Source organism: Rhodococcus sp. ARC_M5, from assembly GCF_022810405.1.
Taxonomy (GTDB): domain Bacteria; phylum Actinomycetota; class Actinomycetes; order Mycobacteriales; family Mycobacteriaceae; genus Rhodococcoides; species Rhodococcoides navarretei.
The window spans coordinates 518,870-534,923 of the sequence record NZ_JALGQE010000001.1; the positions used below are offsets into that span (position 1 = coordinate 518,870).

General features: G+C 65.4%; 13 protein-coding genes. 6 read left to right on the plus strand and 7 right to left on the minus strand.

Annotation, left to right across the window (positions count from 1 at the left end; translation table 11 throughout):
* The first annotated feature begins 84 nt into the window (after positions 1-84).
* The gene (locus MTX34_RS02215; RefSeq protein ID WP_243597240.1) at positions 85-582 is read left to right on the plus strand and encodes an Lrp/AsnC family transcriptional regulator; all 498 of its coding nucleotides are present in this window, start codon (positions 85-87) and stop codon (positions 580-582) included.
* The gene (locus MTX34_RS02220) at positions 579-1,724 is read left to right on the plus strand and encodes an FAD-binding oxidoreductase (RefSeq protein WP_243608281.1); all 1,146 of its coding nucleotides are present in this window, start codon (positions 579-581) and stop codon (positions 1,722-1,724) included. The genes MTX34_RS02215 and MTX34_RS02220 overlap by 4 nt, the downstream gene beginning before the upstream one ends.
* A 38-nt stretch (positions 1,725-1,762) precedes the next feature.
* Here MTX34_RS02220 and MTX34_RS02225 read toward each other — a convergent pair whose 3' ends face one another.
* The gene (locus tag MTX34_RS02225) at positions 1,763-2,410 is read right to left on the minus strand and encodes a TetR/AcrR family transcriptional regulator (protein WP_243608282.1); all 648 of its coding nucleotides are present in this window, start codon (positions 2,408-2,410) and stop codon (positions 1,763-1,765) included.
* A 147-nt stretch (positions 2,411-2,557) separates the two neighbouring features.
* Between MTX34_RS02225 and MTX34_RS02230 the strand changes: the two genes are divergently transcribed.
* Positions 2,558-4,027 carry an MDR family MFS transporter gene (locus MTX34_RS02230; protein WP_243608283.1) on the plus strand — a complete coding sequence of 490 codons (1,470 nt, stop codon included), beginning with the start codon at positions 2,558-2,560 and terminating at the stop codon, positions 4,025-4,027.
* Position 4,028: 1 nt separating this feature from the next.
* Here MTX34_RS02230 and MTX34_RS02235 read toward each other — a convergent pair whose 3' ends face one another.
* The 4 genes from MTX34_RS02235 to pdhA are packed head-to-tail and all read right to left on the minus strand — an operon-like array spanning position 4,029 to position 9,626.
* The gene (locus tag MTX34_RS02235) at positions 4,029-6,176 is read right to left on the minus strand and encodes a thiamine pyrophosphate-dependent enzyme (protein ID WP_243608284.1); all 2,148 of its coding nucleotides are present in this window, start codon (positions 6,174-6,176) and stop codon (positions 4,029-4,031) included.
* Between the two features lie 37 nt (positions 6,177-6,213).
* Entirely contained in the window at positions 6,214-7,506 is a 1,293-nt protein-coding gene (locus MTX34_RS02240) for a dihydrolipoamide acetyltransferase family protein (RefSeq protein WP_243608285.1), read from the minus strand.
* A 45-nt stretch (positions 7,507-7,551) separates the two neighbouring features.
* Positions 7,552-8,547 carry an alpha-ketoacid dehydrogenase subunit beta gene (locus MTX34_RS02245; protein WP_243597234.1) on the minus strand — a complete coding sequence of 332 codons (996 nt, stop codon included), beginning with the start codon at positions 8,545-8,547 and terminating at the stop codon, positions 7,552-7,554.
* On the minus strand, positions 8,544-9,626 hold the full coding sequence (gene pdhA, locus MTX34_RS02250) for a pyruvate dehydrogenase (acetyl-transferring) E1 component subunit alpha (RefSeq protein ID WP_243608286.1): 1,083 nt from the start codon (positions 9,624-9,626) through the stop codon (positions 8,544-8,546). The genes MTX34_RS02245 and pdhA overlap by 4 nt, the downstream gene beginning before the upstream one ends.
* 134 nt (positions 9,627-9,760) lie before the next feature.
* Between pdhA and MTX34_RS02255 the strand changes: the two genes are divergently transcribed.
* Together MTX34_RS02255 and MTX34_RS02260 are read left to right on the plus strand one after the other, a co-directional pair.
* A complete protein-coding gene (locus MTX34_RS02255; protein WP_243597232.1) occupies positions 9,761-10,240 on the plus strand; it encodes an Lrp/AsnC family transcriptional regulator in 480 nt (159 codons plus the stop codon).
* 249 nt (positions 10,241-10,489) lie between these two features.
* Positions 10,490-11,518, plus strand: a complete 1,029-nt coding sequence (locus MTX34_RS02260) for a Glu/Leu/Phe/Val dehydrogenase dimerization domain-containing protein (RefSeq protein WP_279392811.1) — start codon at positions 10,490-10,492, stop codon at positions 11,516-11,518.
* A gap of 88 nt (positions 11,519-11,606) precedes the next feature.
* On the opposite strand, the gene MTX34_RS02265 is transcribed toward MTX34_RS02260, so the two are convergent.
* A complete protein-coding gene (locus MTX34_RS02265; RefSeq protein WP_243608288.1) occupies positions 11,607-13,058 on the minus strand; it encodes an NAD-dependent succinate-semialdehyde dehydrogenase in 1,452 nt (483 codons plus the stop codon).
* A 1-nt stretch (position 13,059) separates the two neighbouring features.
* Positions 13,060-14,424 (minus strand): 4-aminobutyrate--2-oxoglutarate transaminase, encoded by a 1,365-nt coding sequence (gene gabT / locus MTX34_RS02270; protein WP_243608289.1) that lies wholly within the window; start codon positions 14,422-14,424, stop codon positions 13,060-13,062.
* A 130-nt stretch (positions 14,425-14,554) separates the two neighbouring features.
* Here gabT and MTX34_RS02275 point away from each other — a divergent pair, with 130 nt between their 5' ends.
* Positions 14,555-16,051 (plus strand): PucR family transcriptional regulator, encoded by a 1,497-nt coding sequence (locus MTX34_RS02275; protein WP_243608290.1) that lies wholly within the window; start codon positions 14,555-14,557, stop codon positions 16,049-16,051.
* Positions 16,052-16,054: the final 3 nt, after the last annotated feature.

Below are 16,054 nucleotides of genomic sequence, written 5' to 3' on the forward strand. Positions count from 1 at the left end.
CAAATGTAGATGTATGGCCTCGAGATTCGCCCGATGTGGCATTCTGTCCACACAGACCTCTCGTGAACGACCTGGAGTGGACGGATGGCACAACACCGACCCGAGTACCGACTCGACGACGTGGACCGACGCATCGTCACCGAGCTCAGCCGTGACGGCCGAATGTCCATGCGCGCCCTGGCCGAGGCCACCCATATCTCGCGGGCACACGCCTACGTGCGCGTCGATCGCCTTCTCGACGAAGGGGTGATCGAGGGATTCACCGCGCGCATCGCCTACGAGAAGGCGGGGTTCGGCGCGTCGGCCTATGTGGCACTGTCCATTCGCCAGGATTCCTGGCGCGCCGTCGCCGACGATCTGAGCACCTTCCCGTTCGTCGAACACGTCAGCCTCATGGGCGGGGATTTCGACGCACTCGTTCTGGTGCGCGCTCCGGACACGTCGGCGCTTCGCCATCTCGTTCTCGACAAACTGCAGGGACTCGACGGGATACTCTCGACGCGAACCTGGCTGATCTTCGACGAGGCGATCGGCCCCGGCGCGCAGTGGACCGCAGAGACAACGAACGAGAGAAATCCATGACTACGTCCGAGCGAGAACAGAACTCCACCGACGTCGTCGTGATCGGGGGCGGAATCGGTGGCGTCTCGCTCGGCTACGAACTCGCGAGCGACCGACGCGTCACACTGCTCGAGCGCGAATCCACTCTGGCCTTCCACACCACCGGACGCTCGGCTGCCCTGTTCCTGGAAACATACGGCAACAACGCGATTCGCGCTCTGACGACGGCCAGCCGAGCCTTCCTGGTCGACCCGCCGGACTACGTCCGATCCGAACTGCTCGCCCCGCGTCCGCTGTTGCAGTTCGCGGCCACCGGCCGAGGTGACGCTCTCGAGGCGATGTACGCAGACGTCAGCCGTCTGACACCCGACGCGCAACTGGTCTCCCCCACCGACGCACGCACGCTCTTTCCGCCGCTGCGCCCGGAATTGATCGATTGTGCACTGTACGAACCTCACTCGATGGAAGTCGACGTCCACGCACTGCATCAAGGCTTCGTGCGGGGGCTACGCGATCGAGGTGGGCGAGTCCGCACCGGGGCAGGCGTGACGCGGATCGCACGCGTCGACGGACTGTGGCACGTGCACACCACGGACGGTGCGGTCCATACCGCTCCCCTCGTCGTCGACGCAGCAGGCGCATGGGCAGACGTGGTCGGCGCACTGGCGGGTGCCGATCCGATCGGACTCGTCCCGATGCGTCGGTCGGTCTTCATGGTCGCCGCGCCCGAGGATCTCGACACCGCGAAGCTTGCGACACTGAGCGATATCGACGAGAAGTTCTACATCAAACCCGAAGGCGCACAACTTTTGTGCTCGCCTGCGGACGAGACGCCCACCGAGCCGAGCGATGCCCGCCCCGACGAGTTGGAGATAGCGCGTGCGTTCGACGACATCGCCGAGGCGACCACGTTGACGGCGCGCCGTGTTCGGTCGTCCTGGGCAGGCCTACGCAGCTTCGTTCCCGATCGCACTCCGGTCGTGGGATTCGATCCGGCAGTCGAGGGATTCTTCTGGTGCGCCGGCCAGGGCGGATACGGGATCCAGACGTGCGCGGCACTGGCGCGGGTGGGCGCGGCAATCGTTCGCGGAGAACCGCTTCCGGCCGATGTCACCGAGCGCGGGCTACGGGCAGGCGACTTGGCTCCGCACCGCTTCGGGTAGAGGCGCTCCGCGCCACGTGCACGAAAGTTCGACCCCTGCTACGAAGTTCCACTCACGTGCGGCGCAGCCGCTCTACCGACGACGCGTCGTAGATCGCGCAGCGTGGTTCGGTAGATGTCCACCAGATCGGCGTCCTGCCCGGCGTCGATGCGCTCGGCCCAGTCGTCGAAGGCAATCCGCATCGCCATCCCAGCCCCCTCGATCAGCAACCTTGCGTACGAACGTGATTCGTGGCCACTGAGCGTGGCGGCCACCGAGTCGGTGACGCGACACAACGTCATGGCGTCGGTGGCGAAGGCGGCGGCACGCAGGTGGTCGTCGCGCCCGATCAGCCGCCGGGTACGCAGCAGGCGATCTCGCGCCTCGTCCGGTGCAGCGGAAAATCGTTCGACGGATTGCTCGTACAGTGCTTCGATTGCAGCGAGGGTGACGTCCTCGGGTGCCCTCGATGCCAGCCAGGCGTCGATATCGAGCTCGAACTCGGGGGCGAGGCCGAGTACCGATTCTTCCTTGGATGCAAAGCTACGAAAGAACGTGCTGGGCGATACACCGGCCCGGCGCGCGATCTGGTCGACCGTCGTCGCGGCGCAGCCCTGCGTCTCGAACAGATCGAGCGCGGCGCGGGTGATCTCGAGCTGGGTTTCTCGACGACGTCGCTCGCGCAGATCCGGTACGTGCTCGCTCATCGTCCTCCAACCATCGACTACACCTCGGTATTCTCGCCGTCAACTTACCAGCAATGTTCAAGTTGACAGTCACTGTCACAATGAGTCAGGCTGTCTCAATACGATTTCACTTCATACTTCGAGCCCATACGCGAAAGTTCTCGACACATGACCACACCTGAGACCGACCACGCACCCGACGGGCAGCTCGCGCCGGGCAGCAAATTACTGATCGGCATCCTCGTCATCGCGGCGTTCGTGATGATCCTCAACGAGACGATCATGAGCGTGGCGCTGCCCACCTTGATGGTCGACCTGAGCATCACGGCGACCACCGCGCAATGGCTCACCACCGGATTTCTGCTGACGATGGCGGTGGTCATCCCCGTCACCGGATTCCTGTTCCAGCGCTTCACCTTGCGCCAGGTATTCGCGGCGGCGATGACTCTGTTCACCATCGGCACGCTGCTCGCGGCCTCCGCCCCGGGCTTCGAGCTCCTCTTGCTCGGCCGCATCACCCAGGCCAGCGGTACGGCGATCATGCTGCCGCTGCTGATGACCACGGTGCTCACCGTCGTTCCGGCGAACAAGCGCGGCGCAATGATGGGCGTGATCTCGATCGTCATCGCCGTTGCCCCCGCCGTCGGCCCGACCATCTCCGGAATCATCCTGAACTCGCTGGACTGGCGTTGGATGTTCTGGCTCGTGCTCCCCATCGCACTCGTCGCGTTCGCCATCGGTACCACTCTGGTGAAGAACGTGACCCGAACCAGTCGGCCGTCGTTCGATCCGCCGTCGGTCGTGTTGTCCGCGTTGGCTTTCGGCGGGATCGTCTACGGCTTGAGCAGCCTGGGACACTCGGCAGAGGAATCCATCATGCCGGTATGGCTGCCACTGGTGGTCGGAGCGATCGCACTCGTGGTGTTCGTGCTGCGTCAGATCGCCCGGCAGGATCAGGGTGGAGCCCTGCTGGACATGCGTCCGTTCCGCACCCCCACCTTCAGCATCGGCCTCGGCATGATCGCGATCTCGATGATGGCACTGTTCGGCGCTCTGATCCTGCTACCGATGTACCTGCAGAACGTCCGTGGTCTCGACACCCTCGACACCGGACTGATGCTGCTCCCCGGCGGACTGCTGATGGGCCTGCTCGCGCCGTTCGTCGGCCGGATCTTCGACCGAATCGGTCCGCGCCCGTTGGTCATTCCAGGTGCAATGGTGGTGAGCGCCGCGTTGTGGTCGATGACCGTCCTGGACGCGCAGTCCGCCCTTCCGCTCGTGATCGGTATCCACATGCTGCTCTCGGCAGGTCTCGCGCTCATCATGACGCCGCTCATGACCTCCTCGCTGGGATCGCTCCCCACCCAGCTGTACTCGCACGGTAGCGCCATCTTCAGCACGGTTCAGCAATTGGCAGGTGCCGCAGGTACCGCACTGTTCGTCACCGTGATGTCGAACACCGCAGCGGCCCGTATCGCCGACGGCGCAACCGCTGTGGGCGGCTCCGAGGCCGGTATCCACACCGCCTTCCTCTACGGCGGAGCCGTGTCACTGGTGGCGGTGGCAGCGTCGTTCTTCATTCGCGCCCCGGCTCACAGTGATCGGGACGAGGTCGCTCCGGCACAGCCGGTGCACTGAGTCACCTCGATTCGGCCATCTCCACAGCGGCAGAAACGATCTCGTCCTCCGAGAGGAGGACGAGATCGGCCGCGCCGCCGAGCGGAACGAACGAGTTCTTGCTCGCCACTCGGCCGACCGTACCCTCGTATCCACCCTCGATCAGGGCAGTCACGACACCTTCGCCCACTCCCCCGTCGTGCCGAGTCTCGTCCGCGATCAACACTCGATCGAAGCCGACCAACCGGCGCAGAAGGTCGTCGACCGGCAAAGGAACGATCCAGCGCAGATCGACGACCGTCACGCCGATCCCCCTCTCGCGCAACCTCGACGCTGCCCGCATGCTCATCACCACCCCGTTGCCGAAGGTGACGATGGCCAGGTCCGGACCGTCCGAACAGGTTGCGACGGTGCCGAATTCGGCGTCCGAATCATCCCTGCTCCGCAATGCCCCGTCGCCGTCGTGCAGATCGGCTCGGTGGTACAGCGCAATCGGCTCCAGGAAGACGCACACCCGCCCCTCCTCGACAGCCAGTGCCACACAGGTTCTCAGGAGACCGGCAGCCTCTGCCGCCGAACTCGGAACGGCGACGACGATTCCCGGAATGTCGCGCAGGACGGCCACCGCATTGTCGTTGTGGAAGTGCCCACCGAAGCCGCGTTGATACGCCAGACCGGCGATGCGCACCACCATCCCGTTGGTGAACTGCGCATCGGAGAAGAACCTCAGCGACGCCGCCTCACCGCGTAATTGATCCTCGGCGTTGTGCAGGTACGCCAGATACTGAATCTCCGGTATCGGAACGAAGCCCGCGAGCGCGGCACCCAGTGCGGTGCCGAGCACGGTCTGCTCATCGAGCAACGTGTCGAAAACTCTTGCTGCGCCGAACTTCTTGCGCAAACCCTTCGTGACTCCGTAGACGCCGCCCTTGACCGCCACGTCCTCCCCGAACACGAGGACCTCCGGTCGCGCCGCCATGACGTCGGTGAGCGTCCTGCCGATCATCGCGGCAAGAGTCAGACGCTCCTCGCCGTGCGCAGCTCGCAGGCTTCGCTCGGTTGCCGCCACCGCTCCCGGTCGCCGTTCGGTGAGCGGAAACATCACCGCGTCCGCGGTCGCGAGGCGTGTCGACGCTCCGGATCGCAGTGAGTGGACCGTCGCCTCGGCCTCGGACATGACGGTCTCGCGCATCGCCTCGTAGCGGCCCTCGACGTCGGCGGCAGTCAGCACTCCGGCAGCGATCAATGCACGGGCACTGGCCAGCAGAGGATCTCGCGCGTAGTCGCCGACGATGTCTGCGCTCGTTCGATACGCGAGTTCGGCGTCGGAGCCGGCGTGGCCCATCAACCGCACCGTCTCGAGATGCAGAACCACCGGCCTGCGCCCCGACCGCGCGGCCGCGACGGCCGCATCGACGGTGCGCATCAACGAGACAGGGTCGCTGCCGTCGGCTCGGAGGTACTCGATCGAGGCGAACCGGCCGAGCGACTGCTCGATCCATCCCTTGGGCGACCGGGTACTGATGCCGATGCCGTTGTCCTCGCAGACGAACAGGATCGGCATCGGGATCGACTGGTGCGCACAGTACGCAGCCGAGTTCAGCGCACCCACCGTCGTCGAATGGTTGGCCGAGGCATCGCCGAAGCTGCACACCACGATGGCATCCTCGGGCCACGGAGTGCGATGACGCAGCGCCTTCGCGCGACCGAGAGAGAACGCCAGACCGACTGCGCGTGGAACCTGCGAACCGATCGTCGACGTCTGCGGGACGATGCCCAGATCCGGGTGCCCGAACACCTTGTGTCGTCCGCCGGACATGGGATCTCGAGTCGAGGCGACCAGACTCGCCAGCACATCCTGGATCGGTGTCGAACCCGGATACTGTTGTGCGCGTGCAGCATAGAAGCCGCCGGAGCGGTAGTGCAGCAACGCCGGGTCGGACACCTCGGTCGCGGCCCCGACAGCTGCGTTGGCCTCGTGGCCGGACGAACCGATGGTGTAATAGCCGGAGCCCGTGGACTGCAACCAGCGAGCGGCGAAGTCGAGATGCCGACTCGCGAGTTGCGCGTCGAAGTACCGGATCAGTCGCTGCGGTTCGGCGACGACCGACCCATTGAGTCCGGTCGAACGAACCTGCTGCAGGAAGTACTCGTCGATCGCCTCGGCCACGCTCGCACCTGTTTCTCCCTCTAGCCGAGCTGGGACATCAGCTCAGGGCGATCATATCCATGGGAGCACTCAGCAACCGGCCGACGAGCGCAAGGAATTGCGATCCCTGCTGGCCGTCGACGAGCCGATGATCGAACGACAGTGACAGTGTCGTCACGGTCCGCAACGCGATCTCGCCCTCGTGTTCCCAGGGCATGCGGCGGATCGAACCGAAGCACAGGATGGCAGCTTCGCCAGGATTGAGGATGGGAGTGCCTGCATCGACACCGAACACTCCGACGTTGGTGATCGTGATGGTGCCGTCGGCCAGGTCGGCAGGACTGCTCTTGCCCTCCTTGGCCGTGCGCGTCAGCTCCGACAGCGCGCGCGCGATATCCACCAACGAGAGTTCGTGGGCGTCCTTGATGTTGGGCACCATCAATCCGCGCGGGGTCGCCGCGGCGATGCCGAGGTTCACGTAGTACTTGGTGACGATCTCCTGAGCGGCCTCGTCCCAGGACGAGTTCAGCGACGGATTCGATTTCAGCGCAACGAGAACCGCCTTGGCGACCAGAGCCAGCGGAGTCAGCCGTACGTCGGCGAAGTGAGCCGAGGACCGTAGGGACTCCAGCAGTGTCAGGGTTTCGGTGACGTCCACGGTCACGAACTCGGTGACGTGTGGAGCGGTGAATGCACTGCGCACCATTGCATCCGCCGTGTGCTTGCGCACTCCCTTGATCGGGGTGCGCACTTCGCGGCCGACCCGGGACGGGATCTGCTCCCCTGCAGTGTCGGCTCCGTGCAGATACGACTCGACATCGTCGCGGGTGACGTCGCCGCGGTCCCCGGTGGGCGGCACGTCGGCGAGGTCGACGGCGTTGTCCTTGGCGATCTTTCGCACCGGCGGTGCCGCCAGCGGTTTTCCGTTCTGCGCGGTCGGTGTCGGGGTGACCGCTGCAGTTCCACGGCCGCCGCGTCGACTGGAGCCTTCCTTCGCCACTCCGTAGCCGACCAGAACCGGTACGCGTTCGTCCTCGTCCTCGGCCGCAACCACCTCGTCCACCTCGGACGCGGCGGGCTCCGACTCCACACCGTCCTCGTTGTCGGCACCGACCCTGATATCTATGATCGGCACCCCGACTTCGACGGTATCGCCCTCCGAGACATGCAGCGCAGCAACGACACCGGCGAACGGTGACGGAAGTTCGACGGCTGCCTTGGCCGTTTCGACCTCGGCGATGTTCTGATTCAGCTCGATGGTGTCGCCGACCGCGACGAGCCAGGTCAGCAGGTCGGCCTCGGTGAGGCCCTCCCCGAGGTCGGGTAGTGGAAAGCTCTTGATCGTGGGCATCGTCGAATCCTGTTCGGTCGAAATCGGCGGTCGGTGAGCGCGAGGTCAGTGCGAGCGGCAGCGGTCGACTGCGTCGAGAATGCGGTCGACGTCGGGGAGGTAGAACTTCTCCAGTTTCGACGCCGGGTACGGGGTTGCGAAACCACCGACGCGCATCACCGGTGCCTCGAGGTTGTAGAAGCACCGTTCGGATACTCGCGCTGCGATCTCCGAGCCGAGGCCCATGAACACCGGAGCCTCGTGGGTGACGACCAGTCGTCCGGTCTTGCGCACCGAGGCCTCGATGGTCTCGAAGTCGATCGGCGAGAGTGAGCGAAGATCGATGACCTCGATCGACAGTCCCTCGTGGGCAGCCACTTCGGCGGCCTTGCGCGCGGTGGCGACGAGTGGTCCGTAGGCGATGAGGGTGACGTCGGTGCCCTCGGTGACGACCCGCGCTCGGTGCAGTGGGTACGACGCGTCGGCGTCGAGGTCGATCGGGCTCTTCTCCCAGTACCGTCGCTTCGGCTCGAAGAACAGCACCGGATCATCGCTGGCGATGGCCTGCTGGATCATCGAATAGCCGTCGGCAGCGTTGCTGCACGTGACGACGCGAAGACCTGCGGTCTGCGCGAAATAGCCTTCGGGGGATTCGGAGTGGTGCTCGACGGCACCGATTCCGCCACCGTAGGGCACTCTGATCGTCATCGGGATCTTCACGTTTCCACTGGTGCGGTAGTGCAGTTTGGCCACCTGCGAAACGATCTGGTCGAACGCCGGATAGATGAAACCGTCGAACTGGATCTCGCACACCGGTCGGAATCCCCGCATCGCCAGACCGACGGCGGTACCGATGATGCCCGATTCCGCCAACGGCATGTCGAGAACACGACCGGGTCCGAAGTCCTTCTGCAGGCCGTCGGTGATGCGGAAGACGCCGCCGAGCTTGCCGATGTCCTCGCCCATCAGCAGGACTTTCGGATCGTTCTCCATCGCTCGCCGCAGACCTGCGTTGATGGCCTTGCCCAACGGAAGACTGGTGGGCCGTTCCAGGGTGGTCATGACATGGCTCCTTCGAATCCGGCTTGGTACGAGGCGAATTGAGCGCGCTCGTCGTCCAGGAGAGGGTGGGGATCTGCGTAGACGTTGTCGAACACCGACATCGCGGCCGGTTCGACGGTCTCGAGGCAACCGCGGCGAAGCTCGGCGGCCACGTCGTCGGCCGTCTGCTTCACCGAGGCGGCGAACGCGTCGTCGAACACGCCGATTCGCCTGAGCAGCTTCTCGATTCGGTCGATCGGATCCTTGGCGCGCCACTCGTCGTCGGTGGCACCCGAGCGGTATCGCGTCGGATCGTCCGAGGTCGTGTGCGGGCCCATGCGGTAGGTGACGGCCTCGATGAGCGTCGGGCCGCTGCCTTCACGCGCCCGCGCCAGCGCTGCCCGGGTCACGGCCAGAACCGCGAGAACGTCGTTTCCGTCGACGCGGACCGACGGGATTCCGTATCCCTCGCCGCGGGCGGCGATCGTCGCCTTCGTCTGCACCGTCACCGGTTCGGAGATGGCCCACTGGTTGTTCTGGCAGAAGAACACCACCGGCGCGTGAAAACTCGCGGCGAAACCGAGTGCCTCGGAAATGTCACCCTGGCTGGTTGCGCCGTCGCCGAAGTAGGTGATGGCTGCGCCCTCGGCACCCTCGAGCTGCATGCCGATCGCGTACCCGGTCGCGTGCAGACCCTGCGATCCCACGATGATCGCCGGTGTCGTCATGCGGTACTCGTACGGGTCCCACCCCGACAGCGTCGATCCGCGCCAGAACCGCAGCATCTGGGTGGGGTCTACTCCGCGGCAGTAAGCGACACCGTGCTCGCGGTAGCTGGCGAACACGAAGTCCTCGGTGTCGAGTGCACGAGCGGATCCGACCTGTGCCGCTTCCTGTCCGAGCAACGGCGCCCACAAGCCCAGTTCGCCCTGTCGCTGCAGTGCGGTGGCCTCGGAATCGATGCGCCGGACGACAACGAGATCGCGGTACATCTCCATCATCGCGGCTGTGTCGATATCGGCGACAAGGGGCGAGTAGGTCTCGTTGCGCACCACTGTTCCCGATTCTTTGATCAGCTGAACCAGCGAGTTGGTGTTCATGGTCGTGGCACTCTCCGTCCTGATGTGATGTCCTTCACAAGAACACCACCGGCATCCACACTGCACAAGTGATGACTTCAGAACTGCGCAGCGTGCACAATATTGGGTAACGACCGAGCTACAGGAAGTGCGCAATGACCGATCTGGACAAGACCGACGCTCGACTTCTGCTCGCCCTCTGCGCGAGGCCGCGAGCCACCGGCGTCGAACTCGCCACCACATTGGGACTGTCTCGAAACACCGTCCAGGCGCGCCTCGGTCGATGGGACGACAAGGGGTCGCTCACTCCGATCGATCACCGCATCCCACCGAAGTCGCTGGGACGCCCGCTGCAGGCATTCGTCACCGCACAGGTCAACCAACACACGCTGGCCGCGGTGACCGAGCACCTGCGCACCATCCCGGAAGTGCTCGAGGTGTTCGGGCTGTCCGGAGCCGCAGACATGCACATCCGCATCGCGGCCGTCGACGCCGACGACCTGTATCGCATCGCGGGTCTCATTCTCGATATCCCCGGAGTCGAGCGCACCAACATGTCCATCGCGATGTCGGAGTTGATCCAGTACCGCACCAAGCCGTTGCTCGAACAGCTCGCCGAGGAGGGCCGACGCTGAGCAGCCAGACCAGCTCTGCCGAGTCGATCAACGCACCACCGTGCAACATGCACGTTCTCGGCAGCGGCGGTTGACCAGCGTGCATGCTCACGGCACTCTTCGACGGACATGTTCCCGGATACCATCCATTTCCGGGTACCGCCGCCTCATCACCGAAAGAGACTGCCTGTGTCCGTCGTTGCCGACCGCCCCGCCGCCGTACCCACCTCGATCGATCCCTTGCCGGCAGGGGTCTTCGATCGTTCCGACATGCCGCACGACTCTGCCCACGAGCGCGTCGTGTTCTGCCAGGATCGTGACACCGGTCTGCGTGCGATCATCGCAGTCCACTCCACGACGCTCGGTCCTGCCCTCGGCGGAACTCGGTTCTACCCCTACGCATCCGAGCAGGATGCGCTGACCGATGTTCTACGGCTCTCCCGCGGAATGACGTACAAGGCAGCCGTCGCCGGAGTCGACCTCGGCGGCGGTAAAGCGGTGATCATCGGCAACCCCAACGCCATCAAGACCCCGACACTGTTGAGCGCCTACGGCCGGTTCGTCGACTCGCTCGGCGGGACCTACGTCACGGCGGGCGATGTGGGGACCAACAGCGACGATCTCGACATCATCGGTGAGGAGACGGCGCACGTCGTCGGCAAGAACACCACCGCGGGCGGCACCGGCGACAGCGGCCCGCAGACTGCACTCGGAGTCTTTCTCTCGCTTCGGGCCGCAGCCGAATCGGTATGGGGCTCGGAAGATCTGACCGGCAAGCGTGTCGGCGTCGAGGGCGCAGGCAAGGTGGGGTACAACCTCGTCGCGCTGCTTCGTGAGGCCGGTGCCGAGGTGATCGTCAGCGACTCCTACGTACCCGCGCTCGATCGCATCGCCCTGGACTTCCCGGGGGTCACCATCGGATCCGACATCATCGGTGCCGACATCGACGTCTACGCGCCGTGCGCCATGGGTGCCACGCTCGACGCCTCGTCGGTGGCTCGATTGTCGGCGTCCATCGTGTGCGGTGCAGCGAACAATCAGTTGCTCACACCCGATGTCGAAGCGATGCTGGCTGCGCGCGGAATCGTCTGGATACCGGACTACGTCGCCAACGCCGGCGGCCTGATCCAGGTGGAAGGCGAACTGCGCGGCAAGGATTCGGCCGAGGTGATGGCCACGATCGGGAAGATCCGCGACACCGTCGCCGGCATCTTCGCCATCGCGCGTGCGGAGGGCATTCTGCTGGGAGCCGCCGCCGATCGTCTGGCCGAAGACCGGATCACGGCCGCCGAGGGCTGAGAACGCACCGGCACGTATCGCTCCACTTCCGGCCGTCGATCGGGAATTCCCGCGCTGACGGTCGAGGAGTGGAGCGACACGTGCAGGACTACCGAAGCGCGATGTACTTCGTCTCGAGGTATTCCTCGATGCCTTCGGACCCGCCTTCGCGGCCGAAACCCGATTCCTTGACGCCACCGAACGGAGCAGCCGCATCCGAGATGGCACCTCGATTGACCCCGACCATGCCGGTGTCCAGTGCTGCCGATACCCGCAGGACACGGTCGAGGTTCTCGGTGTAGAAGTAGGCCACCAGTCCGTACCGGGTGTCGTTGGCTGCGGCCACTGCCTCGTCCTCGGTGTCGAATCCGATGATCGCTGCCACCGGGCCGAAAATCTCGTCCTGCAACAGATTCGCATCGGCCGGGATGCGGTCGAGAACCGTCGGCGTGTAGAAGAATCCGGGACCATCGGGCGTCGTACCTCCGGTGCGTACCCGTGCCCCCTTCGCCACGGCGTCGTCCACCAGTGCCGTCACCGTTCTACGCTGCTTGTCGTTGATGAGCGGCCCGATGTCGGTGCCCTCTCGGTCACCCGCACCGACCGTCAGGGCCTCGATCCGCGCGGTCAGTTTCGTGGTGAATTCCTCCCGCACCGAGTTCGCGACGTACAGACGGTTGGCCGCCGTGCATGCTTCTCCGCCGTTGCGCATCTTGGCGAGCATCGCCCCGTCGACGGCCGCATCGATGTCCGCATCGTCGAACACGATGAACGGAGCATTGCCGCCGAGCTCCATCGACGTCCGCAGCAGGCGGTCGGCTGCGTTGCGCACCAACAGCTTTCCCACGCCGGTCGATCCGGTGAACGTGACCTTCCTCAGTCTCGGGTCGTCCATCAACGGTCCGGTGACCGCCGCGGCGTCGGAGGCCGGAAGGATCGAGAGCACCCCACTGGGCAACCCGGCGTCGGCGAACACCTGCCCGAGCAGCAGCATCGTCAACGGGGTGTCCTCGGCCGGCTTGACGATGACGGTGCAGCCCGCCGCGAGTGCGGGGCCGATCTTGCGGGTACCCATCGCCAGCGGAAAGTTCCACGGCGTGATGGCCAGCACCGGGCCGACGGGCACCTTGGTCACCATGATTCGGCCGTTGCCCGCAGGCGCTGGGGTGAACCGACCACCGATCCGAACGGCTTCCTCGCTGAACCAGCGCAGGAATTCGCCGCCGTAGGTCACCTCACCCCGGCTTTCCACCAACGACTTTCCCATTTCGAGGGTCATCAGCAGAGCGAAGTCGTCCGCGCGCTCCTGCAGCAGATCGAACGCACGCCGCAGAATCTCTGCTCGCTCACGAGCGGGCGTCGCCGCCCACAGCGGTTGCACCGCAGCGGCCAGATCGAGCGCGGAGATGCCGTCGGCCGCGGTGGCGTCGGCGACGGTGGTGAGTTCTTCGCCGGTCGCCGGGTTCAGTACGGAGAATCGGCCACCCGACGCCGACGGGGTCTGCTCACCGCCGAGCCACAGATCGGTGGGCAGCGAGGAGATCAGATCGTGGGCCGACATGTCAGTTCCCCTGTGCCACAGTGCGAAGCGCGCCTTCGAGGACGGTGAGCGCGTCGTCCAGCAGCTCGTCGGAGATCACCAGGGGCGGCAGCAGGCGGATGACGTTGCCGTAGGTACCGCATGTCAGCACGATCACCCCGGCCTCGAGTGCCGCAGCCGCAACGGCTTTGGTGGCCTCGGGATTGGGCTCACGTCCACCCGGCACCACGAGCTCGATCGCGAGCATGGCTCCGCGGCCACGCACGTCGCCGATGATGCCGAGCTCGGACGCCAACGCGTTCAGTCGCTCGGACACGGTGCGTTCGATGTCGCGGGCACGGGCATTGAGGTCGAGCGTCTCCATCTGCTCGATGGATGCGATGGCCGCGGCGCAGGCCACCGGGTTGCCGCCGTAGGTGCCGCCGAGTCCACCGGGGTGCACGGCGTCGATCAGATCGGCTCGGCCGGTGACGGCGGCCAGCGGCATACCACCTGCGATGCCCTTGGCCATGGTGATCAGGTCCGGCACGACGCCTTCGTGCTCGCTCGCGAACCAAGCTCCGGTGCGGGTGAATCCGGACTGCACCTCGTCGGCGATGAACACGACGTCGTTCTCCCGCGCCCAGTTCGCCAGTGCAGGCAGGAATCCTTCGGCAGGCACGACGAAGCCGCCCTCACCCTGAATAGGCTCGATCAGGATGGCCGCGAGATTGCCTGCGCCGACCTGCTTTTCGATGACGGAGATCGCCCTCGCCGCAGCCTGAGCACCGGTGACCGCGGAACCGTCGGCGTTCAGACCTTCGCGGAACGGATACGACATAGGAGCGCGGTAGATCTCGGGAGCGAACGGCCCGAATCCACTCTTGTACGGCATCGACTTCGAGGTCAGTGCCATCGTCAGGTTGGTGCGACCGTGGTACGCGTGGTCGAACACGACGACAGCGGAGCGTCCGGTGGCGTGCCGCGCGATCTTGACCGCGTTCTCGACGGCTTCGGCACCGCTGTTGAACAGGACGCTGCGCTTGTCGTGATCGCCGGGCGTCAGCTCGGCCAGCTTCTCGGCGACCTCGATGTAACCCTCGTACGGTGCGATCATGAAGCACGTGTGGGTGAAGTGCGCGACCTGATCCTGCACGGCGGCAACGACTGCCGGGTTGGATGCACCGACTGTCGTCACGGCGATTCCGGCCCCGAGGTCGATCAGTGAGTTCCCGTCGACGTCGACCACAACGCCACCGTCGGCATCGGCCACGTACACCGGCAGCGTCGACGCCACCCCTGCACCCACGACGGCCTTGCGGCGCTGTGCCAGCGCCGCCGATTTCGGCCCTGGGAAGGCGGTGACGATCCTGCGTTCCTGCGGAAGTCGGTACTCGATCGAGGCCATGGTCGCACCTTTCGTGTGGGCTGGTCGAGTCAGTATGCGACCGCTCCCACCTGAAAGTCCGGTGCCATTGTGTACACCCCAGGGTTCGATTGCACTCCAATTCGGCAGCCAGGGCGTTACAGTTCGTTCGGTGAGCATCGAGATGTCCTGGCTGCTGAGACAGCAACACCTCCGCCTGAGTCACCGCGGCGGGCCCGAGCGCAGTCCTTCACCCATCACCTTCGCGCAGGCGACCGAACTCACCGATCCGAGTCCGTGGTTGTCCGGCGGCGAACTGATCCTGACGACAGGACTGGGATTCGACTCCGACGGTCCGGCACTCGGCGCGTACGTCCGCACCCTGGCCGCCGCTGGTGTCGCCTGCCTGGGATTCGGAGTCGGGTTGTCCCACAGCACTGTTCCCCGTCATCTGCTCGACGCCGCCGAGGAGGTCGGACTTCCCGTCGTGGAGGTTCCCTACGACACCCCGTTCGCCGCCGTCATCAGATCGGTCATGAAGCGGATCGCCGAGCAGGAGTACGAGCAGGTGCTGCGGGCCGCCTCGGTACAGACCCGAATCACGCGGGCAGCCCTGCACGGCGGCGTCGACGCGATCGTCCGTGAGCTGGCCGTCGCCACCTCGACATCGGTGGCGCTGATCGGCAACCGCACCGAATCGTTCCATCCGGCAGCGGCAGCCGACCTCGTCGAGAGTTCCCGCCAGATTGCGCGGAGCATTCGACCGTCTGCGTCGCCGGCCACCGTGTCGGTCAGCGAACCGGGCTGCACCGTCACCCTGCATTCCGTCGCGGCCTCCGGCGGAGCATCGAGTTTTCTCGCCATTCGCACGACGGGTCCGGTGACGGGCATCGAACAGATCCTGCTCGGGCATGCCGTGTCGCTGGTGACTCTCGAACTCGAAAAGCCCACGCGGCTGCGCGCCGAGCAGTCCCGGCTCAACACGCTGGCTCTCGGTTTGTTGCTCGACGGGCACCTGCCCTCCCCCGACGACACACAGGTGCCGAGCTATCTCGTCGAGGCCGCCGACGACGACTCGCGGATCAGGGTGGCGGTGCTCCGCGGACCGTCGGCACGCATCGTCGAGGCGATCGATGTGGAATGTCGCTCCCGGGCCCGTCCGACGTTCGCCCGGAAGACCGACACCGGAGCCGTGGTGTTGTTGCGCGGTACGGACGACTCCGATTTCGTTGCACACCTGCTCGATTCACTGCCCCGATCGGTCTATGTCGGCCTCAGCTCCAGCCACCACATCGCCGATGCCACCGTGGCGTCGAAGCAGGCGTCTCTCGCGTGTGCTGCGGCCGGGTCGAACGATCGCGTCGTCGAATTCACCGGATCGATGCTGCTCGCCGCCGAACCGGTCCAGGAGTCGTTGCGCGCCATGGCGGCCGTCACCATCTCGGTGCTGGCCGAGTACGACCGCACCCACACCGCGGATCTGGTCGGCTCGCTCCGGGCTTTTCTCGAGGCCAACGGGCATTGGGAGACTGCTGCGACGCATCTCGCCGTCCACCGGCACACCCTGCGAAACCGGATCACTCGCTGCGAGGAGTTGCTCGCGGTCGATCTGACATCGGCGCGGGTGCGAGCGGAATTGTTGCTCGTACTCCTTGCGGTACAGGCGTGAGTG